General features: G+C 55.6%; 15 protein-coding genes. 5 read left to right on the top strand and 10 right to left on the bottom strand.

What is annotated here, in order from left to right:
• The first annotated feature begins 10 nt into the window (after positions 1 to 10).
• The 3 genes from G340_RS0107875 to G340_RS16600 all read left to right on the top strand — a co-directional run bounded on the left by G340_RS0107875 (position 11) and on the right by G340_RS16600 (position 3,320).
• Complete coding sequence (locus G340_RS0107875; protein WP_020073105.1) at positions 11 to 469, top strand: tripartite tricarboxylate transporter TctB family protein; 459 nt, start codon at positions 11 to 13, stop codon at positions 467 to 469.
• A gap of 15 nt (positions 470 to 484) precedes the next feature.
• Positions 485 to 1,999 carry a tripartite tricarboxylate transporter permease gene (locus tag G340_RS0107870; protein ID WP_020073104.1) on the top strand — a complete coding sequence of 505 codons (1,515 nt, stop codon included), beginning with the start codon at positions 485 to 487 and terminating at the stop codon, positions 1,997 to 1,999.
• 115 nt (positions 2,000 to 2,114) lie between these two features.
• A complete protein-coding gene (locus tag G340_RS16600; RefSeq protein WP_081626940.1) occupies positions 2,115 to 3,320 on the top strand; it encodes an amidohydrolase family protein in 1,206 nt (401 codons plus the stop codon).
• A gap of 301 nt (positions 3,321 to 3,621) precedes the next feature.
• Here G340_RS16600 and G340_RS0107860 read toward each other — a convergent pair whose 3' ends face one another.
• The 10 genes from G340_RS0107860 to G340_RS0107815 all read right to left on the bottom strand — a co-directional run bounded on the left by G340_RS0107860 (position 3,622) and on the right by G340_RS0107815 (position 15,733).
• Entirely contained in the window at positions 3,622 to 4,710 is a 1,089-nt protein-coding gene (locus G340_RS0107860; protein ID WP_020073102.1) for a M24 family metallopeptidase, read from the bottom strand.
• 40 nt (positions 4,711 to 4,750) lie between these two features.
• The gene (locus G340_RS0107855; RefSeq protein WP_020073101.1) at positions 4,751 to 5,950 is read right to left on the bottom strand and encodes an amidohydrolase family protein; all 1,200 of its coding nucleotides are present in this window, start codon (positions 5,948 to 5,950) and stop codon (positions 4,751 to 4,753) included.
• Between the two features lie 102 nt (positions 5,951 to 6,052).
• On the bottom strand, positions 6,053 to 7,546 hold the full coding sequence (locus G340_RS0107850; RefSeq protein WP_020073100.1) for a peptide MFS transporter: 1,494 nt from the start codon (positions 7,544 to 7,546) through the stop codon (positions 6,053 to 6,055).
• A 577-nt stretch (positions 7,547 to 8,123) separates the two neighbouring features.
• The gene (gene ppnP, locus G340_RS0107845) at positions 8,124 to 8,432 is read right to left on the bottom strand and encodes a pyrimidine/purine nucleoside phosphorylase (RefSeq protein WP_020073099.1); all 309 of its coding nucleotides are present in this window, start codon (positions 8,430 to 8,432) and stop codon (positions 8,124 to 8,126) included.
• A 27-nt stretch (positions 8,433 to 8,459) separates the two neighbouring features.
• A complete protein-coding gene (gene pruA, locus G340_RS0107840) occupies positions 8,460 to 10,088 on the bottom strand; it encodes an L-glutamate gamma-semialdehyde dehydrogenase (RefSeq protein ID WP_020073098.1) in 1,629 nt (542 codons plus the stop codon).
• A 130-nt stretch (positions 10,089 to 10,218) separates the two neighbouring features.
• Positions 10,219 to 10,713 (bottom strand): threonine/serine exporter family protein, encoded by a 495-nt coding sequence (locus G340_RS0107835; RefSeq protein ID WP_020073097.1) that lies wholly within the window; start codon positions 10,711 to 10,713, stop codon positions 10,219 to 10,221.
• Positions 10,710 to 11,510, bottom strand: a complete 801-nt coding sequence (locus G340_RS0107830) for a threonine/serine exporter family protein (protein WP_020073096.1) — start codon at positions 11,508 to 11,510, stop codon at positions 10,710 to 10,712. The genes G340_RS0107835 and G340_RS0107830 overlap by 4 nt, the downstream gene beginning before the upstream one ends.
• A 28-nt stretch (positions 11,511 to 11,538) precedes the next feature.
• Entirely contained in the window at positions 11,539 to 12,333 is a 795-nt protein-coding gene (gene proC, locus G340_RS0107825; protein WP_020073095.1) for a pyrroline-5-carboxylate reductase, read from the bottom strand.
• 69 nt (positions 12,334 to 12,402) lie between these two features.
• Positions 12,403 to 14,775, bottom strand: a complete 2,373-nt coding sequence (gene hypD, locus G340_RS0107820) for a trans-4-hydroxy-L-proline dehydratase (protein WP_020073094.1) — start codon at positions 14,773 to 14,775, stop codon at positions 12,403 to 12,405.
• Between the two features lie 43 nt (positions 14,776 to 14,818).
• Positions 14,819 to 15,733, bottom strand: a complete 915-nt coding sequence (locus G340_RS0107815; protein ID WP_020073093.1) for a glycyl-radical enzyme activating protein — start codon at positions 15,731 to 15,733, stop codon at positions 14,819 to 14,821.
• Between the two features lie 321 nt (positions 15,734 to 16,054).
• On the opposite strand from G340_RS0107815, the gene G340_RS0107810 reads away from it, so the two are divergent.
• A complete protein-coding gene (locus tag G340_RS0107810) occupies positions 16,055 to 16,651 on the top strand; it encodes a helix-turn-helix domain-containing protein (RefSeq protein ID WP_020073092.1) in 597 nt (198 codons plus the stop codon).
• 360 nt (positions 16,652 to 17,011) lie between these two features.
• Positions 17,012 to 21,805 (top strand): hypothetical protein, encoded by a 4,794-nt coding sequence (locus G340_RS0107805; protein WP_020073091.1) that lies wholly within the window; start codon positions 17,012 to 17,014, stop codon positions 21,803 to 21,805.
• The last annotated feature ends 1 nt before the right edge of the window (position 21,806 follow it).

The raw sequence follows: 21,806 nt of genomic DNA, 5'->3' as shown, positions 1-21,806 counted from the left end.
AGGTACATCGATGAAAAATATACATATCAATCTCGCAATCCAAACGGGTGTCTTTCTTCTGCTGGCCGCTTTTTATACCCAGCTGGGCGGCATGCCAGAAGAGGCCAAGGGGTACCCGACTTTCTTGCTCGCCGCCTGTGCGATTGTGAACGCGTCCATCCTGTTTTCAGACCTGCGGAATCTCCGTGACGAGGAAGCGGTTGAAAAGGATCCCGCCGCTCCGGCAATGATCCGGCGCGTCATCCTGTATATTGTTGTGCTGGGGCTTTACATTTTCATGATCGAGAAAATCGGATACGTCCTGTCCACTTTGCTTTTCTGTGTGGCAAGCCTGCAGATCATGCGGGTGAGATCGTGGAAAATGCAGGTTCTTCTGCCATTGTGTCTTACCATCAGCGCATATGTCGTTTTTTCGAGATTCCTGATGATTTCATTACCGGTTGGAACCTGGATCCATTTTGGCTTTTGAAGGGGGGGCTTTTCCATGGTATTTGATATCAACCATATTATCGGCGGTTTTTTTAATGTTCTGCAACCTTATAACATGCTCATCTGCATCGCGGGGCTTTTCATCGGGGTGCTGATCGGTGCCCTGCCGGGGCTGACGGCCACGATGGGCGTTGCGGTATGTGTTCCGTTTTCTTACGTGATGGAGCCCGAGCAGGCGCTGCTGCTTATGAGCGCCGTGTTTTGCGGCGGCGTATACGGCGGACTGATTCCCGCAATTCTGCTGGGAATTCCGGGAACGCCCGCGAGCGCGCCCACCGCGTTTGAAGGAAGGGCGCTCACGCAGGCGGGGGAATCCGGCCGCGCCTTGATGGCGGGAACGGTCGGGGCCACCTTCGGCGGAATCATGACGGCGCTCTCTCTTCTGCTCTTTTCCCCGCCGCTGGCAATGGTCGCAATGAAGGTGGGCCCTCCGGAGCAGATGATGCTGGCCATTTTCGGCCTGAGCGTTGTATGTATGCTTTCTCCCGACAATATCCGCAAAAGTCTGCTGGTCGGGTTTCTGTGTCTGCTGTTTGCCACGGTCGGGCAGGACCCGGTGATGGGATACCCGCGCTTTACCTTCAACATTTATCAGTTGACCGGCGGAATCAGTGTCATTCCGGTGCTGGTCGGCGTATTCTCCATTCCCGAAGTGCTGAAGATGATTGAAAACCCCTCCGGGAAGCTGGTGGAAGCCTCAAAGGTCAGTAAGCTCGCGCTGCACGTAAAGGATATTACCGACAACGCGTTTAATTTGTTCCGTTCCGGACTGATTGGCGTGGCAATCGGGATCATGCCCGCAGCAGGGCCGGATATTGCCGCTTTCCTGTCGTATAACGAGGCAAAAAAGGCGTCCAAAGAGCCCGAGAAATTCGGGAAAGGCTCCTACGAGGGGATCATATCGGCAGAAACCGCGGCAAACGGCTGTACCGGGGGCGATCTGGTTCCGCTGTTAACGCTCGGCATTCCCGGCAGCGCACCCGCCGCTCTCTTCCTCGGCGCGATGATCATTCACGGGCTGCGGCCCGGCCCCATGCTTTTTACAGAAAATGCGAACGTAGTATATACCATGATGGTTGGGTTTGTCATCATCAACATTCTAATGTTTTTTGTCGGCTGGCTTTACTGTCGCTGGTCCTCCAACGTTCTGCGCATCCCAAAAACCATACTGGCCCCCGTCATTGTTGTTCTTGCCGCCGTAGGAACCTTTGCCACCAATCAAAATATGTTCGACGTAGTGACGATGTTTGTCGCGGGTATCATCGGGTACGGTATGGAAAAACACGGATATTCCGTTGCGCCGGTTGCGCTTGCGCTACTTCTCGGGCCCATGCTGGAGGAAGCGCTGACCCTGACGAACACGATGTACGCGGGCCACTACCTGATGATGTTTACCAGACCGATTACCGTTATCCTGTTTGCAATTACGGTGTTCTCCTTTGTTTATCCGCTGTTTAAAATCTTCCGTGAGAAAATGAAAAGCAACAAGGCGGCAAAGGCGCAAAGCTGAATCATTCATCAGGCAGCCAGCGCGGGCATGCTGTCATTCGATTCAAAATCACAGCAGAAGGGCGTACGGCAGGAACAAACACCAATCGATTAAATACGGAATACGAGGTCTGCTTATGGAACACTTAGCATTGACTGCAAAAAACATCCTGAAAGGCTCCGGGCTGGCGCCTTTGGCTGACGGATGCGTTATTGTGTCGGACGGCAAAATTGAAAAAATCACAACAAAGGAAGCCTTTTTCAGGGAAAGCACCGATCACTGCCGCGTAATGGATTTTGGAAACTGCACCCTGATGCCCGGCCTGATTGAGTGCCACAATCACGTGGGGATGGACGCAAGACTGCCGCAGCATTTGGAAAGCATGGAGGGGCCGGAGGCGATGCTGGCCCTGACCGCGGTGAAAACGCTGCACGACGATCTGATGTCCGGAGTTACTACCGCGCGCTGTATGGGCGACCGCTTCTACCTGGATGTAACGTGCAGAAATGAAATTAAAAAAGGAACCCTCACGGGCCCCGAGCTGCTGGTAGCCGGTATTGGAATGCGCGGAATCCACGGGCACGGTTACGTTGGGCTGGGGCACTCGGGCACGGAAGAATTCCGAAAAAGGTCACGGGAAAACCTCTCAAAAAATGTCGATTTTCTCAAAGTCTTTCTCACTGCCGGATCGCCTCCCCTTGCACCCGGCTGGATTCCCTATTATATGACGCTTGAGGAAATCCGGACGGTTGTGGAAGAGGGAAAACAGCTGAACAAAATGACCTGTGCGCACTGCATCGGCGGGAAGGGCCTGCAGCTGGGCGTTGAAGCCGGCGTCGATGTGTTCGACCATATTTACTGCATCAATGAGGAGCAAATTGAACTGCTGAAGAAACACAACAAATGGGTTGTGCTAACTTCCGGCATATTTCTGGATCCGGAAAGAGAACCCTTTTGTCCGCCGGCCTTTGTCGAAAACGTACATAAAAACCGCGAGCTGGTATTTCGCTGTGTGTCAAAGGCGGTAACCAGCGGCCTGCGTTTTACAATAGGCACCGACGCATACCACACCTTTTTGTATAAAGAAGTCGCCTATGCCTGCGATATGGGGGCCGCGGCGGTTGACGCGGTAAAGGGCGTTACCGTGAACGCGGCGAGGATGTGCCGCATTGACGATAAGACCGGCACGCTTACCGAGGGATTACGAGCGGATATCATTGCTGTGAGGGGGAATCCTTTGGAGAATGTCTCCTGCCTTGCGGCGATTCCTTTCGTCATGAAAGGCGGAAGGATTGTAAAAGATGAAACGGCCGCCGGCAATCGCGAAGCAGCTATATTTTAGCGTAATATCAAATTGCTTTTGCCAACATCTTCATACAAATCAAAAAACGGAGAGAGCGCCGTCACAGGCGCTCTCTCCGTTTTTGATTTGGGGGCTTCCCCCGCCGAAACCTTTCAAAGCAGGCGGAAAAGAGACGCCCGCTCACTTTTTTCGTCTATTCCAAATTGCTGCTCCGCCGAACCACAGCTCCGTTTTGCCCTCACCGTACCGGGCCGCGTGGAGAATCGAACGGCCCGGCGCGGCAGTGAGAGGGTAAAAGGAGAAAATCCGGGGGAATTCAGCTTTTCTGACGTGAGCTGTTTTAAAGTTCAATCAGGTCGTGAGTAAAACGAACCATATTTTCGTAACCGTCTTCCGTAACCAGAATCTGGTCCTCAATGCGGACGCCGCCCCAGCCGGGGATATAAATGCCGGGCTCGATGGTTCTTACGTTGCCCGCCTGAAGAATATCCGTGCTGGTTTCCGTGTACATGGGCATTTCATGCACAAACAGGCCAATCCCGTGACCGATATTGGTGTAGTGGTACCCAAAGTATTCCGTATTTTGAATCGCCTTGAGGGACGCCAGATAGATCTCCCTGCAGGGAGTGCCCGCTTTGGTAACGGCCAGGCTTTCCTCCACCATCCGTTTTTCCAGTTCATACACTTCCCGCTGCTTCTCCGTGGCCTTTCCCACCACCACGGTGCGGGTCATGTCGGACATATAGCCGTTCACCTGGCAGCCGAAATCCATGAGCACGAAATCGCCGTATTCGATGGACTTGGCCGAGGGGATGCCGTGCAGCAGTGAGGTACGCGCGCCGGAGATCAGGATATTGCCGTAGGGCATGGTGTCCGCGCCTTCCTCCACCATATAAAGGGAAAGCTTTGCGGCCAGAGTTTTCTCCGTTACGCCAACGCGGATTTCCGGCAGGAGGCGATCGAGCGCCCGGCAGGAAATTTCGCAGGCGGCACGCTGCCAGGCAATCTCCTGCGGCGTTTTGATGATCCGCAGCTGATCCAGCGCGCCGGATACCGGAACGAGCTCTGCTTTGGAGCGCTCCTGCAGGCTCAGATAGGTTTCGTAAGAAACCGACTCCGACTCAAAGGCCACTTTCTGTAAGCCCTCCCGCTTTGCCAGCTCCCCAATGGCGTCGCCCACCGTCAGGCCGGCAATCCCAGGCTTGCGCCAGACGAATATTTCATACTCCGGGCATTCGATGGACGCCTGCTCTGTAAAACGCGGATCCGTTATGAAAAACTTTTTTCCGCTTCTGGTCATCAGCAAAAAACTGCAGTCCCCAGTGAATTCACTGATAAACCGTACGTTCACTTCTTTGGACACAAAAAACGCATCCAGCTTTTCCTCCTCCAAATAGCTGAAAAGCTTTTCTTCACTCAGCTTGCTCATTAACAATTACGCTTCCTTTCTTCCACGGCATTCTCCAGCTTCAACTTTCTCTGACGCGGCGGCCGCCCAGATAAACGCCCAGCACCTGATCCAGAGCGTGGATATCTTCGGCGGCATTACCCTGTACAACCAGCAAATCCGCCTGCAGCCCGGGGTGCAGGAATCCGGTGACCTTCTCCAGACCCATCACGCGGGAGGGGTTCCCGGTGGCTGTGGCAACGGCCTGTACCGGCGTGATCCCATACTCCACCATATAGGCGAGCTCCTGATGAATCGGAAGTGGCGGCGCGCCGTAAAGCACCATGTCGGAGCCGGCCAAAACCGTAACACCCGTATCGTAAAACGATTTGAAATGATCCCTGTATGCGTTTGCGGCCGGCTCGAAGAAGGCCTGATCCTTGACCGCGCGGGCGGAAATGGGATTCGACAAATCCCCGCCTTCCTCAATAAGGCGCTTGGTGTACTCATAAAGGTAGGTATACGCCGTTATGGTGGGAACCCACGCCTGATTATTCTCAGCCATCTGCTCCGCCTGGGCCAGAGTCATGAAGGTGCCGTGCTCTATGGTGTCAAACCCGGCGTCAATGCACATTTGAATGGCGGGCTGCGTACCGGCGTGAACCGCCGTTTTCACACCCCTGCGGTGGCATTCGTCCACCGCGGCGTTCAGCTCTTCCTGCGTAAATTCCGGGAAATCCTCCCGGTTACTCGTCAAAATCTTAATCCAGTCCGCCCCGTCGCGGAGCTGGCGGCGAATTTCTTTGCGCAGCGGCCAGACGCCGTCCACCTCCGTAATGCCGTCCTCATGCCCATGGCCGCCCGTCATGCAGATTCCCGTATGCGTGTGGAAAATCCGCGGAACCTCTATAAAGCCAGCTTCCCCGGCCATACGCATTTTTTTGCACAGGTTATACGGAGAGGCAAGGTCTCTCACCGTGGTGATGCCCAGATCCAGGGCATAGGCCGCCTGCTTCAGCGCGTAGTAGGCGACCATATAGCCGTCGTACTCCGACAGGCCGGGCTGGCTGTAATAGTAGCCGAAATGGACATGCATATCAAACAGCCCGGGCAAAATTGTCGCCTCGCCATAATCCCGAACTTCCTCCCCGGGGTTTTGCCGCTCGATCTGATCCGAAGGGCCGACGCTTTTAATTTTCCCCTCGGAATCCACACAGACAGCGCCTTGCTCCAGAACGGTCTTTCCGTCCCCCAAAATGAGATGTTCTGCCTTTAAGATCACAACAACCGCTTCCTTTCTTGAAACAGCATCCTGTGGATTATGCGTTAACCTCCGGCGCTCCCGACTGATACGGCTCACCGGAAAAGAACCCTTCGGAAATTTTCACTCCATCATCCTGCCGAGCTTTTTATTGCCGACCCAAAGAACCAGACCGACCAAAAGCGTGATGCCGCCGATGAACAGGAAATACCCGGTTTCGGAGCCCTCCACATAAAAGTTTGCAGCCAGCGCGCTGAGCCCTGAGCCGGTTGACTGGCTGAGCTGCCAGACCGTTACCATCTGTGCGGTAAAGGCCGTGGGCGCCACCTTGGTGGCCGCAGACATGCCGACAGGAGAGGTCATTGCTTCGCCCCAAATGATCAAAGCATAGAAGATCATCAGCCACATGGGGCTGACCCGGACATTGGAGGGGTACAGCAGGAACGGAATCACCATGAACAGGGGACCAAAGGCCCAGAACGCGGTGCCGATGCCGAACTTCAGCGGCGTGGAGGGCTGGTGGCTCCCCATTTTGTTCCAGAGGGCGCTGCACAGCAGGCCGAACAGCACCGCATATATGGCGGGAACCGTCTGGAATGCGGCAGGGGTCATCTCATAGCCGAAGAAATTCATGTTGACGCGTTCCGCCGCGTAAATGGCCAAAATGGTTGTAGACTGGTTCCAGATCATCATCGCAAAGCAGTTTGCCACAAAAATAAACACAAAGGGGATGATGCGCCTTGCCTCTTCACGGCTGGTCTTCTTGCTGGTATAAATGTAAACGAGGTAAGCCACAGGCACAAAGATGCTGATGGTGCTGATACCGTTGCAGAACATGGTGGGGGTAATGGTGCCCGACAGGAGCAGCCCTGCAATAGAGCCCACTAAAACCACCAGAATGCCGACCACCTTTGTAATGGTCGCCCTCCGATGCGCGGGGTCCGCCGGGTCATCCGGCTGTACTCCGGCATCTCCGAACACCTTGTTCGCCGTTAATATGTAAAGCAGCCATCCCAAACCCTGAACGACGCCGGCCACCAGAAAGCCCGCATTGTAATTCAGCGCCAGCGCCACCGTGCCGGTAACAATAGGTGCTATGGCACCCACATTGTTCATCACGTACATCAGGCTGAAGCCGGAATCACGGCGCTCGTCCGTCTTGCTGTACATTTTGCCCGCCAGCGCGTACAGGCTGTTGCCCATGCACATGCCGGAAACCAGAAGCAGAAACTGGCTGGCCAGATACAGAGCCGTGCCGCCGCCCGGGATTGCGAGCAGCAAATACCCTACGGTCTTAACCAAATAGCCAATGCCCAGCGCTTTTCGGACTCCCAGAAAGCGGTCTGCCAAATACCCGCCCAAAATACCTGCCATAAACGAAAGCGAACTGTAAACATTTACGAACTGCGCCGCGTTGGTCTGGCTGAAGCCAAGCCCGCCCTCCCCCGTTGCGGCATAGAGATAATAGATTAAAATCGCCGACATACCGTAGTTGCCAAAGGCCTGTGACAAAATAACCGTTGAGGTAACGCCCAGCCCTTTGGGGTGACCAAAAAACCGCTTATCCTGAGTAAAATCAAATGCCTCGGAAGTAGCTTCCCTTTCTTTTGTAACCACAACTATCACTCCTCGTCCTGTTTCTGTTTTGCCCTGACACCCGTGGGCAAAGATATAGAAAAGCCGCTGGAAAGTATGTCAATTCAGTCCGGTATAATCCCCCTTTCACTCTGCGGGAATCGGAAAACTCCCTTTTTTGCACTGCCGCGCGCTTTCGTTTCATTTCATCAGCAAAGATACATCCGTTCTTATATTTCATTTATATGAATTCTGTATTTAAATTATATCATTTGTATGAAATACTGTCAATGAAAATTAAAATTTTAGATATCATTACCGTACAAAAATCACGATTGCTTTTTAGGCATATTGGGTTTTTACTTACCAAAAAAATCATTTTCGTTTGAAATATATCCGATTTTCAGATATAAAACCGGCCGGAACGGAGTCCCGTTTCTTCATTGACTTGATTTCACTGTTTTCACCGGCTCTTTCCATGGTTTTTTGCAGCAGTGCCTGTTTGGAATGCGAAAACAGAAAGGGGAATATCGCCCGCCGCCAAAACGGCGGCAGGCAATACTCCCCTCTTTGAAAGCATTTTCGTCTGTCTATTGTATTTAACTGCTTCCGATCGGCATTACAGGTAAGAGCAGCAATAATCCAGGCAGGTGACTGCGCGAATCATATAGCTGGACTTCCCCGGTACGGGAAAGGAATCCCCCTCGCGGTATGTTTTGGGCGGGTCTTCTTCCTTCAAGCGCACTTCCGCCTGACCAGCCAGCAGCTCCATCAGCTCCGGCGCGTCGGTTCTGAAAACATACTCACCCGGCAGCATAAATCCCAGCGTTTTCCGCTCGCCGGACGGCAGCACAACCGTGCGGCTGCTGACCTTTCCGTCAAAATACACATTTGCTTTTTTGATGATGGTCGCATTGGTAAAATCCATCTTATTCATCTCCTTTACGGAATCGAATCAGGCTTCCTCCATAAAAGGATAAGACACTGTTTCTGCGGGGACAAAGCTCTCCTTTAAAGTGCGCGGGCTGATCCAGCGATACATATTCAAAAGGCTGCCCGCCTTGTCGTTGGTACCGGAGGCTCTGGCGCCGCCGAAGGGCTGCTGGCCAATAACCGCGCCGGTGGGCTTGTCGTTGATATAGAAGTTGCCCGCGGCGTTACTCAGTCTGCGCTCCATCTCTACAATCGCCTGGCGGTCCTGCGCGAAGATTGCGCCGGTGAGAGCGTAAGGAGTGGCCGTGTCGCACAGCTCCAGGGTCTTTTCCAATTCTTCATCCGGGTAGACATAAACGGTAAGAACCGGCCCAAAGATCTCTTTCACCATGGATTCATAATCCGCCTTCTGCGCCTGAATCACGGTGGGAGAAATGAACCAGCCTTTTGAATCGTCGTACCCGCCGCACAGAACTTCCGCCTCCGGGGACTGGTTCGCTCTGTCGATAAAACCCTTGATGGTTTCAAAGGAGTTCGCGTCGATGACGGCGCCCATAAAGTTGCTGAAATCCTGAATATCGCCCACCTTGAGTTTGGAGATTTCCCCGAGCATCCGCTCTTTCACCTGCGGCCACAGGCTGGCGGGGATAAACGCGCGCGAAGCCGCGGAGCATTTCTGGCCCTGATATTCAAAGGCGCCCCGCACCAAAGCGGTTACCAGAGGAGCGACCTGCGCGAACTTGTGCGCAAACACAAAATCCTTGCCGCCGGTTTCGCCCACCAGCCTGGGGTAGTTGATATAGGAGCCGATGTGCTCCCCCACCAGCGACCACACACTGCGGAACACCTCTGTGGAGCCGGTGAAATGGAAGCCGGCCAGTCTGGGGTCTGTGAGGATATACTTGCTTACATCCGTGCCGCGGCAGGGAACAAAGTTGATGACGCCGGCGGGCAGACCGGCCTCCTCCAGCACCTTGAAGAAATAGTAGTTGGATAAAACGGCGGTGGAGGCGGGCTTCCACACCACTGTATTGCCGGCAATGGCGGGAGCGGTGCACAGGTTGCCGCCGATGGAGGTGAAATTGAAAGGAGAGATGGCGGCAACGAAACCGTCCAGCGGGCGGTATTCGGTACGGTTCCACACGCCCGGCGTATTGTTCGGCTGCTCTGCGTAAATCTGCTGGGTAAAATACACATTGAAGCGCAGGAAATCGGCCAATTCACAGGCAGAATCAATCTCCGCTTGGAACGCGGTCTTGCTCTGCCCCAGCATGGTGGCGGCGTTGACGCGGTCTCGCCACGGCCCGGCCAGCAGGTCTGCCGCCTTTAAAAAGACAGCGGCGCGGTGCTCCCAGGGCATTGCCTCCCATTCGGCCTTGGCCCGCATGGACGCCTCCACCGCTTCTTTCAGCTCTTTTTCCCCCGCCATGTGGAAAGTTGCCAGAACATGCTGGTGGTCGTGGGGCATAACGCTTTTGCCTGTTGTTCCGGTAAAGATTTCCTTCCCGCCGATCACCAGCGGAATTTCCACCTGAGTGCTGGCCTGGCGCGCCAATTCCGCCTTCAGGGCGGCGCGGGCGGGGGTGCCGGGCAGATAGGAATTCACCGGCTCGTTGTCGGGCATTTGCAGCTTAAAATACGCATTGCTCATCGTTGTGTCATCCTTTCAAAATCGATTTCTTGGCCTAAACAGGGTGATTTGTCTTTTTGTATGGAGGATAGACCACGGATAAAGCGGAGGGAGCCCGGAACTGCCGGGGATCAGACCGCACCCGAAGCCGTCAGCGGTGAAAATATCCGGTTCGGGAGCGATCCCCGTTGTTCCAAACGGACGGGGAGCTTTTCCACCCGAACACGCGGGCGGGAATGGAATAGCAGACACCGATTCCCAGCGTGATGGCGACCGCCAGCTGCAGCGCCTCCGCTCCTTTCAGCAGAGAAGCCGGCTCGTCGCCGATAAAGAAATAGTAAGCCGTATAGTAAATACTGGCGCCGGGCACCAGAGTGAAAATGCCGCAAAGCAGAAAGAGTGTGGCCGGCGTGCGAAAACGGGCCGCGATAACCCGGGAGAGCGTGGCCAGAACCAGCGTGGCAAGAAAGGTCGCCACCGCGTTGGACCAACCGATTTTCAGCACCAGCAGATAAACCAGCCAGCCGACGCCCCCGGTGAAGCCGCAGGCCAGATAGTGGCGGCGGGAGACCCCGAACAGAACGGAAAAGGAAGCCGTTCCCAGAAAAGCCATCCATACTTGAAGCAACAGTTCCGTTCCCGTCATATGCTCCCCCCAAAAAGCAGGTGGCCCAAAGACAGCGCAATCCCCACGCCGATGGCAATACAGCCCGCAGTGAGCAGTGCGTCCGCCATCCGAACCAGCCCGGACAAATAATCGTTTTCCAGCAGGTTGCGCACCGCGTTCGTGAGCGGAACCCCCGGAACCAGCGGAAAAATGGCGCCGATAATGATGTGATCCAGGCTGTCGCCAAAGCCCAGAGAATAGGACACAAAACAGAACAGGGCAACCTCCGCGCTGCTGAGGATGGTTCTCATAATTTTCGGCAGGCCGATTCGGTCGAGCACCTGCAGAATAAACCAGTACAGCGTAATCCCGGCCCCGAAGGCTACCGCAGCATCGGCCCATGTGCCTTGAAACAGGTAACAGAAGCAGGCGCTGCCGCAGCCGGAAGCCAAAATCTGCAGCTTTGTTCCGGACGCCTTCATGACTTTGATGTGATCCAGCCGTTCCCGAAGCTGCGCGGGAGTGCAATGGCCCTGAGCCACGTCTCTGGACAGCTCGTTGAGCGCCTCGACCCTGCACAGCTCAATGGGCGCCAGGGGAACACTGCGCACCTGGCAGGAATACATACATTGGTTCACAACCGCAGAAGCGAAAATGCCGTTCGCGATGATAAACGCCTGAAACCCGTTCAGTTTGAACTGGCTGGCAGCATACAGCATGGTTTCATGGGCACGGTAGATTTCCCCGCCGTTGAGCAGAATCAGCTCCCCCATCTCCACAACCAGATCAAAGCGTTCTTTTTCCGACTGCTGTTGATCAAAATTTGACTCATCCATTCTTGTTTGTTCCAGACGGAACCCTCCGCTAGAGCTGCCTCGCCTTTTGGATGCAGGCCTCTGCCGCGCTGATCAGGCCGCTGCGGAATCCGCTTTCCTTCAAAACATGAACCGCCTCAATCGTGGTGCCGGACGGCGAGCACACCGTATCCTTCAGCTGCGCGGGGTGAAGCCTTGTGTCCAGCAGCATTTTGGCCGTGCCGTACACCGCCTGTTCCACAAATGCGTAAGCCAGCGGATAGGGCATCCCCTCCTTCACGGCGGCGTCTGCCAGCGCCTCAATGAACAGGCAGACATACGCCGGCGCGCTGCCGCTCACTCCTACCACCGCGTCCATCATATATTCCGGAACAATCTCCGCGCGGCCAAAGCCTTCCATCAAGCACCGGATACGCTGCAGCTCTTCCTGAGTGACAAGGCTGTTTCCGCAGAGGGCGGTCATGCCCGCCCCCACCATGGCCGGAGCGTTCGGCATGGTGCGTACGATCTTCAGCGGGCGCTGGAAGCTGCGCTCCAACTCCTCAATGGTCTTTCCCGGCGCGATGGAGACCACAATGGTTTCGGAACCGATCTCCCCGGCGACCTCTTTGATCACCTGATTGTAGAACTGCGGCTTGATCGCCAGCACCAGCACCCGGCTGTTTGCCGCCACCGACTTGTTGTCGGCGGCGTGAAAGCCCAGCTCCTTCTCCCCCGATTCCACACACGCGCGGTTGACATCAGAAACCTGAATCTGATCGGGTTTGATCAGGCCGGTTCCGATGATCCCCTTGACCATCGCCCCGCCCATATTGCCGTAACCGATAACTCCTAATTCCAGCATATCCGTGTCCTTTCTCCTGTTTTCAGGAATGGGTCGTTTACAATTCCCCCAAAAAGATTTTGCTCCAAATTAAATGGCCTGCTCGGTTCGATCGATGATTTCGTCCTGAAGCGCGCGGCTGAGGTTCCGGAAGTGGTCGCTGTACCCTGCCACACGCACGATCAGGTCTTTGTATTCTTCCGGATGCTTTTGCGCCTCCAGCAAAACTTTTCGGTCGACAACGTTGAACTGAATGTGGTGACCGTCCAGATTGAAATAGGCCCGAATCAGATCCGCCATGTGGTTCAGCCCTTTTTCGCCCGCCACACTGGAGGGCGTCAATTTTTGGTTCAGCAGGGTTCCCCCCGTGCTGATATGATCCATTTTCGCGGCGGAGCGGATGACGGCGGTGGGGCCGTTGGTATCGCTGCCCTGCACTGGAGAAATGCCCTCGGAAACCGGCTTATGGGCCAGGCGTCCGTCCGGGCTGGCCTCCATGACCTCGCCGAAATACACATGGCAGGTGGTTGGCAGCATATTGACCCGATACTGGCCCCCGCGCATATTCGGGCGGCCGGTGACGCAGTCGCGGTAATACTGAAAGACCTCCCGCATAATCTCGTCGGCATAATCGTCGTCATTGCCGTATTTCGGGCTTTCATTCAGCAGAAGGTGGCGGACCTCCTCATATCCTTCAAAATTCGCGTGCAGCGCTTTCATCAGGCGCGGCATGTCAAGATCCTGTTTCTCAAAGACATGGCATTTGATGGCGGAAAGGGAATCTGTAATCGTACCGATCCCCACGCCCTGCAGGTAGCTGGTGTTGTAACGGGCACCGCCCGCATTGTAGTCCTTGCCCTTTTTGATGCAGTCGTTGGTGATGATGGATAAAAACGGCGCCGGCATGTATTTGGCATAGATGGATTCAATGAGATTGGAGCCCTCCACCTTGATCTCCACAAAATAACGAATTTGCTTTTTATATGCTTCCAGCAGTTCTTCAAAGGAATGGAAGTCCTCCGCGTACCCAAGCTGTAACCCCAGCTGTTTCTTTGCCACGGGATCGTACCCGTTGTTCAAAGTCAGCTCAAGGATTTTGGGAAGATTGAAATACCCGGTCAGAATATACGCCTCGTTGCCAAACGCGCCGGTCTCCACACAGCCGCTGGTTCCGCCCTTGCGGGCGTCCTCAATGGTTTTGCCGGCGTTGAGCAGCTCCTGAATGATCTCTTCGGTATTGTAAAAGGCGGGCTGGCCCCATCCCTGCCGGGAAATTTCGCAGGCTCTTTTCAGGAATTTCTGAGGTGTTTTCCGGCTGATCTGCACGTTGGAGCTGGGCTGGAGCAGCCGCATCTCGTCCATGCAGTCCAGAATCAGGTAGCTGACCGGGTTTACGCCGTCCTCGCCGTTCGGCGTGATTCCCCCGGTATTGATGTTGGCAAAGTCGGTATAGGTGCCGCTCTCTTTCAGGGTAATCCCCACTTTTGGGGGAGCCGGCTGATTGTTGAATTTGATCCACAGGCACTCCAACAGCTCCTTGGCCTTCTCGTCATCCAGAATGCCCTCGGCGGTGTCCTTCTGATAAAAGGGATTCAGGTGCTGATCGAGGCGGCCCGGGCTGTAAGAATCCCACGGATTCAGCTCGGTGGTCACACACAGGTGCACAAACCAGTACATTTGAATCGCCTGCCAGTAGGTCTGCGGACGATGGGCGGGAACCACGTCGCAGTTGGCGGCAATCTGGAGCAGCTCCGCCCTGCGCGTCTCATCCGGTTCCTTCGCCGCCAGCTCCCGTGCATAATCCGCATACCGACGGCCAAGAATCATAATTGCGTCGCAGCAGATGGACATGGCGCTGAGCTGTTCCTTTTTCGCAAGAGCCTCTTTATCCTGAATAAAGTCAAGGGCCTCCATCGCCTGCCGGATCTCCTCCTTCCGCTCCAAAAAGCCTTTGAGGAAAATATTCTCGGAGCCAACGGTGTGCCCTGGGCCTCGCTGCTCCATAAACTCTGTAAAAATGCCGCTTTCGTAGCACTCCTTCCACTTTGGAGTGACGGCTTCCAGAATCTTGTGGCGGATGGAACGGTTCTGCCAATACGGAATGATCTTTTCCTTTTGCAGCTTCAGATCGGACTCCGATACCTTGAAGGAGATCAGCTCCCGGTCGTTCATGACGTGCATATCCTCCAGCGTGTGGCAGCACAGCTCGGGGAACGTGGGGGCGGACTGGGGGCCGTCGCCTTTTTCGCCGACAATCAATTCTCCGTCGTTGATGCAGAGCGCTTTGTTCTCCATTACGTGCTTCAGGGTCAGTGCGCGCAGCTCCGGTACGGAAACCGTTCCTTCATATTTTATATAGACGTCCGTTTCTAAATCGGCCCGCTCCAGAGAAAGCCGGGGCGGAGTGTTCTCGCTCTGTTCACGCAGCCTGCGAATACGCTCGTTCATGCCTCTTTGCATCATAATAAAGTCCTCCTCTATCTAAAATTTTATGTTTGCCGTTCCCTTATCCGCCGATAAAAACAGGAGAAATCCCGGCGCCCTGCCACCTGTTTTTGAGCTGTTCCATCTTCTCGGCAGCCGGGGGCTCGAATTCCCGGCAGTCTGCCCGGCCCAGCCGGATATTTTTATCCGCCCCCACCCTATGGTAAGGGAGGAGATTCACCTGCGTCAGACGGACGCCGCTGTCCCGGATCAGCGCGATCATCCCCTGCGTTTCCTCCTCGCCGTCGTTCACGCCGGGAATCACCGGAACCCGAAGGTTGATTTTTGCGCCGTCGCGGCTCAGGCGCTGCAGATTTTCTATGATCCTTTTATTGTCCCTGCCGGTGTATTCCAGATGAATCTGCGGAGTGACGGCTTTCAGATCATAAAGGAAGGTATCCGCATAGGGAAGAACCCTTTGAAAATTCTCATAAGGCGCGTCGCCGCAAGTGTCGATATCGACGCTGATATCCTCCTCGTGCAGCGCCTTGACCAGCTGCTGAATGTAATTCATGTCCTGCGCCATGACCTCCCCGCCGGAAAGCGTCACTCCCCCGCCGGAAACCTCATAAAACATGCGGTCGCGCACCAATTGACGCACCAGCTCGGGAACGGGAATCTCTGTGCCGACGACACTCCTCGCATGGTAAAAACACCGGCTCACGCAAAGCCCACAGGCGGTGCATTTTGTTCGGTCGGTCGCCGCCTTGCCGGATTCCGCCCGAAAAACTGCCTGCTGCGGGCAAGCCGCAATGCAGCTGCCGCAGCCGGTGCACCGTTCCTCGTCGAACATCAGCTCCCGGTGAAACCGCTGGCTTTCCGGATTGTGACACCAGGCGCAGGATAACGGACACCCTTTGAAAAACACGGTAGTTCGGATGCCGTTGCCATCATGTATTGAAAATTTTTGAATATTAATATGATATGTATGATTCATTTTGCCTCCATATTTTCATATTAATGAAAATATTTGCTACAAATTTCACTGTCATTATATTATTCCGCGATATAAAAGTCAATAGCTCTTAAAAATTTCACATATAAGAAAACGCAAATATTTTTCGCCATTTTGTAAGCGATTCCTGTTTAATTTTCAAATCCACGGGAAAGAATGTTCCCCTCTGTTGACTTTTTCGGACAAGACAGATATCATATTTTTATATCTATTCGGAATGGAACGGGATACAGAGCGCTTCTTTATAACTTCCCCGGCCCGCGGAATCACGTCAAAATTTCAATCCTGAAAGGGAGGTTTCTTGTGGACCACAACATCACCATAGGATCTAAAATAAAAGCCCTGCGCAAGGAAAAGGAAATGACTCTAAAGCAATTAAGTGATCAATCCGGGCTCTCCGTCGGCTTTCTTTCGCAGCTCGAGCGCGGCATTTCTTCCATCGCCATAGACTCTCTCGCAAAAATCGCTGAAATTTTGGGAGTAACGCTCTCCGTTTTCTTCGACGAAATCGATGTGAAAGACACCGACCCGGTCGTGCACAGCTTCGACATGACGTGCACCCAGGTAAGCCCGCAGATTATTCAATTTATTCTGAGCAACGAAGTGACCGACTTTGAGGCGCTCCCAAGAATTTTTCAGCTGATGCCGCTGGCAAACGCAGACCTGAAAAAGCTGGAGATGTACTGCCACCACGGGGAAGAATTCATCTATGTGCTGGAAGGGGTCGTAACTGTTTTTATCGGCGACAACAAATACTGCCTGTATCCGGGGGACAGCATTCAGATTCACTCCAACCGCCCCCATAACTGGATTAACTTTACCAATAAGATCGCCAAGATATTGACGCTCAATTATCCGAATCCTTTTAAGAGCAGCAGCCCGGATTATTTGAATCTTTGAGCTGAAAAACGCCCCAAAGCCTTGCCGGCAGCTATCTTTTCCAAAGAGCGGCGGTATTCTTCCCAGCGGGAGAATACCGCCGCCTTCATATTTTTCTGATGAAGCTTCGCCGCAGGACTCAAGCGGAACGCGATTTCCGCTTACCTTCGCTGCGCCGGAGAGGCTGCTGCACAAGCTGCCAAACAAGGTCTGTTGAGAGAGCGCCGGTTCCCTGTTCTCATCGACGCTTCCTCCCTTTCCAATCCACGGCAAGTATGGTACAATGAAGCAAAAGAAACCGCGCTCCCAAAGGGCACAGCTTGCGCCATTCCTGCGCACGCTTTGATTCTCTCTTACGGCAAGAGAAAGGTGGGTCACCCCATGTATGATAAACCGATTCGTCAGGTAAACCAGGAGATAATCGAGGCTCTTGCCTCTCTTCGGCTTACCGCTCTTCCGAACCGAAAAACCACTCTGGATCGCTTCAAAAATCCTGCGTGGATCGAAGGGCTGGCCGCCCTGTTCCCCATCCGGAAACGGCTGCGCTGCGCCCAGGTGCTGGATTTATGCGCCCCGGTGCTCCGCCAGCTGTGCCCCGACGCGCCGGAGGAGGGCTGGCTGCGCTTTTCCTACCAATATGTGTGCAGCCTGATGTTCCCGGAAAACGGGTTTGCGCCGCAGGCCGGCCGGTATGCCCAGGGGGCCCGCATCTACCTGACCGTTCTGCAGATTCTTCTGGATTACGAGCGCGACGCCCTCCCCTTTGACCCCATGCTGGATTTTCAGTTCCTTTCGGAGGAAGAATACAGCCACTGCAACAGTGCCAAGGAATACCGCCGTCTGCTGGGCGCCTGGCGGGAGGAATTTCTTTACGAGATGATGCGCCTTGGGGCGGAGGTTACTCCCTACCAAACCCTAAGCCATATCGCCGGCGTCCACTACATTGCCATGGCCGCCGCCCGCGGGCTGAAGGAGGCGGGGGTGGAGGTGGACCTGGCCCTGATTTCCGGAGCCGCCGCAACCCACGATTTTGGAAAATTCGGCTGCCGCCCCGGCGAGCGGGTTCCCCACCTGCACTACTATTACACCGACCAGTGGCTCCTTGCCCGTAAGATGGACGGGATCAGCCACATTGCCTCCAACCACTCCACCTGGGATCTGGAGCTGGAATCCCTGTCGGCGGAATCCCTGCTTTTGATCTACGCGGATTTTCGTTCCAAGCAAATCCGCGACGCAGACGGCAACGAGGTCATTGTTCTTTACCCTCTGGACGAATCCTATCAGGTAATATTGTCCAAACTGGAAAATGTGGATCAAAAAAAGCGCAGGCGGTATGAATTCGTCTACGGCAAGCTGCACGACTTTGAGGACTACATGCGCAGCCTTGGGGTGGATGTGGAGCTGACAGGGCATCCGCAGCCCCCCGCCCCCCACAAGGACCCCGCCCTGATGAGCCCGGAGGAAACGCTGAACAGCCTGATCCTTTTGTCGGTGGATCACAACCTGCAATTGATGCACATGCTCTCAAACGAGCAAAAGTTCGGCAATATCATCGAGGAGGCCCGCTCCGCCAAAAGCTGGCAGCAGCTGCGGGCGTACCTCAACGTTTTTGAGGAATACTTCACTTATCTGTCTGTGCGGCAGAAGACGCAGGCGCTGTCTTTTCTGTACGAACTGTTGATTCACCGCGAGGGCGATATCCGGCGCCAGGCCGGTAGCCTGATCGGCCAGCTGATCGCCCGCTTTCATCTGGTTTACCGCAAGGAAATTCCCGCCGACGCCCAAAACGACCCGGCGGAAGAGGTTCCCTTCACCCTGTGGGCGCAGTACCTGGACAAGATCATTTTTCCGGATCATAAGACCACCCCTCAGGAGCGTTCCCACATCAGCTACGCCCTGAAGCTGACGGTCGGCGCCATGCTGGACTTCGCCCGGCCGGGAGATGTGCCCCGCTTTTTGGGTGCCCTGCTGAACTACTATGACAAGCCGGAGAAAATCTCCCCCGATACCGCCTTCACCCTGCTGGACGCCATCCGCTCTTTGCCCTCCCAATATTACGGGGAGGAAACCCGAGGCAGACTGATCGACTTTGCGGCCCATTTCGCCGCTTCCGACGAATTGCGGCTGGTCATCGCTGCCCTGGAATTTCTGCGGGAAGTCGAACGTTCCCTTCCCCGCAGCCATCCGCAGATGGCCCGCATCGCTCAGGTTGCCCGGAATCTGGAGTCAAATCAACTGACCACCGTCTTTCTGCAATGCAGGATTCTGCGCCGGGCCGGGGAGGACGTCACCGCACTTGAGCGCACCCTGTACCACACGGACATCACCAGTGAGGTTTTTCTGGACAACCTGAAAATCGCCACTCCCTGGGTTGTCAAGGTGGCCGGTGTGGAGCTTTTGCGGGATCAGGTGGAGCACGGCCTGAAAATGCACACGCTTCATATCGCCACCCACTTCTCCAATCTGATCAAGGTATCGGAACGGGTGGTGGTTCGGCACACCGCCGGCTCCGCGCTGGTGCGCACCCTGCCGATGCTGCGCCGGGATCAGCGCAACGAGGTGGTTGTGGAGCTGGGCAAGGGCCTGGAAATGGGCCAGTACGAAATCTCCAAATATATTCCCGAATACTTGGGCAAGGCCGCCCTATACCTGCACCCCGATGAGCTCGACGAGCAGGTGCTGTGGCTCAAGGGGCTGCTCGGCTCCCCCAGCGACTCCGCCGTTTCCGGCGCGCTGAACACCATTGGAGTGCTCCTTCAGCACTACCCCGCCTACCGGGAACGCTTCTCCGAATCGGAGTCTGTCTACGAGGCCCGCCGGCAGGAGCTGCTCGGCCTGCTGCTTCAGGGACTGGCCCATTACCGGGAGGAGGTGCATCAGGAGGCCCTGCTGGTCATCGGCAAGCTGCTGTTTGAATCCCCCGTGCTGGAGATGGACGAAAAGGGGCGGCTGTTCTCCCTGTGCTTCCGCAAGCTGCTTTTTCTCATGCAGGAGGCGCCGGGCCACAACGACCTGACCTTCTTCTACCGGGCCGCCGCCCTCGCCCATATCAACCGCTTTATCGCCGTGCGGCGGCTGGATCACGGCCCCTTCTCCTTTGACAGGCCCCGGAACATCGCCTTTTTCCCCGGCACCTTCGACCCATTTACCCTGTCTCACAAGGGCATTGTTCACGCCATTCGGGATATGGGGTTTGAAGTCTATCTGGCGGTGGACGAGTTCTCCTGGTCCAAAAAGGCCCAGCCCCATCTGATCCGCCGGCAGATCGTCAATTTATCCGTGGCCGGGGATTTTCATGTTCACCTGTTCCCGGACGACATTCCGGTCAACATCGCCAACCCCGCCGACCTGCGGCGGCTGACGGAGCTGTTCCCAACGCAGCAGGTTTACGTGGTGGTGGGGAGCGACGTGGTGCTTAACGCCTCCTCCTATCGGGCTCAGCCGGCCCCGTATTCCATCCACCAAATGAACCATATCATCTTCCGCCGGGCGGGGGAAGCCGAGCTGCCCCGCAGCCTGCCCATCACCGGCAAGGTGATTCAGCTTCAGCTGCCCCCTCATCTGGAGGACATCAGCTCAACCCGCATCCGGGAAAATGTGGATCTCAACCGGGATATCTCCTCCTTTACCGACCCGGTCATTCAGGACTTTATCTATCAAAACGGTCTCTACCTTCGGGACACTCCGGACAAGCCCCTCCTTTACGCCGGGGATCTGGAATTTCAGTGGATCGACACTCCCTCCCCGGCCCTTTTGTGCCGCCTGACCGCCAGCTACCCGAACGGAGAAGAGGTCTGCGCCGCCATCGCCCGCCGGCAGGACCGCATCCTGCTGCTGCGCCGCACCGGGCAAGAGCGGCATCTGGGCTTTATCAGTTACCGCCTGCTGACCACCTCCCAGCTGTTCACCGCGCTGGAGGATCACGAGCTGGCCAACCGCATTCGCCTGCGCTCCGCCGGCAACGTGCTTCTCCTCACTACCCTGAGCGCAGACACCTCCGAGCGGCACAAGGATTACGGCCAGCTTCTTCTCAGCGAGCTGCTTGCCCGGGCGCTGGAGGAGGAATATGTCTACGCTGTTTTTCGCCCGCACGACGGCCGCATCCCTCTGCCCCTGGAGGACACGCTGTCCCGGCAGGGCTTTGTCCCCCGGGAGGGGGATGCGCCGATCCGCGAGGTGGACATGCACGCCCCCACGGTACTCATTCAAAATCTGGAAACCGCGATTCAGGAGCCGCTGTGCCGAAATTCCCGCGTGCTGTCTGCCATTCGCCGCGGCCACGAGCAGCTTCAGCACGCGCTGACCGGGCTGTACCCAGGTTCTCTGGTTCTGACGCTGTCCGCCGATATCATTCATCACCGGCTGCTGGAGAAGATCACCGCCTACAACAATGTTTCCTCCACGCCCACCAATCCGCGGGTACTCGGCGAAAATATGTGCGTTCCCTTCGGCAAGCTGCTCCGAGGCAAAATTGTTCCAAACACGGTGACTAAAACCGTTCACACCGACCGGGTGTTTTCCCCGGATCTGTCTGGGAGCACCATCGAGGCGTTCCCTTATTACGCCTCCATCCCCTGCCAGATCCGCACCATCAAATCCTTTGACCGGCCGGTGATTTTGGTGGACGACCTGATGCACCCCGGCTTTCGCATGTGGGCGCTGGATCCCATTCTGCGCGAGGAGGGAGTTCCCATCCGCATGGTGCTGGTGGGCGTGCTGTCGGGCTATGGCAAGGATTTGATGCATTCCTGGGATCGCCCGATCGACAGCGTCTATTTTCTGCCCCGGCTGCGGCAGTGGTTCGTGGAATCCACCCTATACCCCTTCATCGGCGGCAACACCGTGCGCAGGCCCGGCTTCCCCGTTCCCGGCCTGCTGCCCGGGATCAACCACATTCTGCCCTACGCCGCCCCCTCCAACCTGGCCGAGTGCGGTCGGGACGCGGTGTTTCATCTCTCCCGCACCTGTCTGGAGTCCGCCCACGATGTCATCTCCACTCTGGAACAGGAATACCGGATTCTCTATGGGCGGAATTTGACCCTGTCCCGACTGCCCGAGGCAGTGATTCTGCCCCTGTGCCCCGACAAGGGCACATGCCTGAGCTACGACCCCAATCTGTCCGCTTCCGTCTATCTGGAAAACGATCTGGAGCAGCTGCTGCGGCAATACCAGTAAG

The organism is Faecalispora sporosphaeroides DSM 1294 (assembly GCA_000383295.1).
GTDB classification, from domain to species: Bacteria; Bacillota; Clostridia; order Oscillospirales; family Acutalibacteraceae; genus Faecalispora; species Faecalispora sporosphaeroides.
The sequence above is the reverse complement of the archived record's forward strand: the minus strand, read 5'-3'. Positions and strand labels throughout refer to the sequence as shown.

Coding starts and splice junctions, on each gene's coding strand:
- G340_RS0107875 (WP_020073105.1), top strand. CDS start 11: ATGAAAAATATACATATCAATCTCGCAATCCAAACGGGTGTCTTTCTT.
- G340_RS0107870 (WP_020073104.1), top strand. CDS start 485: ATGGTATTTGATATCAACCATATTATCGGCGGTTTTTTTAATGTTCTG.
- G340_RS16600 (WP_081626940.1), top strand. CDS start 2,115: ATGGAACACTTAGCATTGACTGCAAAAAACATCCTGAAAGGCTCCGGG.
- G340_RS0107860 (WP_020073102.1), bottom strand. CDS start 4,710: ATGAGCAAGCTGAGTGAAGAAAAGCTTTTCAGCTATTTGGAGGAGGAA.
- ppnP (WP_020073099.1), bottom strand. CDS start 8,432: ATGGATTTTACCAATGCGACCATCATCAAAAAAGCAAATGTGTATTTT.
- pruA (WP_020073098.1), bottom strand. CDS start 10,088: ATGAGCAATGCGTATTTTAAGCTGCAAATGCCCGACAACGAGCCGGTG.
- G340_RS0107835 (WP_020073097.1), bottom strand. CDS start 10,713: ATGACGGGAACGGAACTGTTGCTTCAAGTATGGATGGCTTTTCTGGGA.
- G340_RS0107830 (WP_020073096.1), bottom strand. CDS start 11,510: ATGGATGAGTCAAATTTTGATCAACAGCAGTCGGAAAAAGAACGCTTT.
- proC (WP_020073095.1), bottom strand. CDS start 12,333: ATGCTGGAATTAGGAGTTATCGGTTACGGCAATATGGGCGGGGCGATG.
- hypD (WP_020073094.1), bottom strand. CDS start 14,775: ATGATGCAAAGAGGCATGAACGAGCGTATTCGCAGGCTGCGTGAACAG.
- G340_RS0107815 (WP_020073093.1), bottom strand. CDS start 15,733: ATGAATCATACATATCATATTAATATTCAAAAATTTTCAATACATGAT.
- G340_RS0107805 (WP_020073091.1), top strand. CDS start 17,012: ATGTATGATAAACCGATTCGTCAGGTAAACCAGGAGATAATCGAGGCT.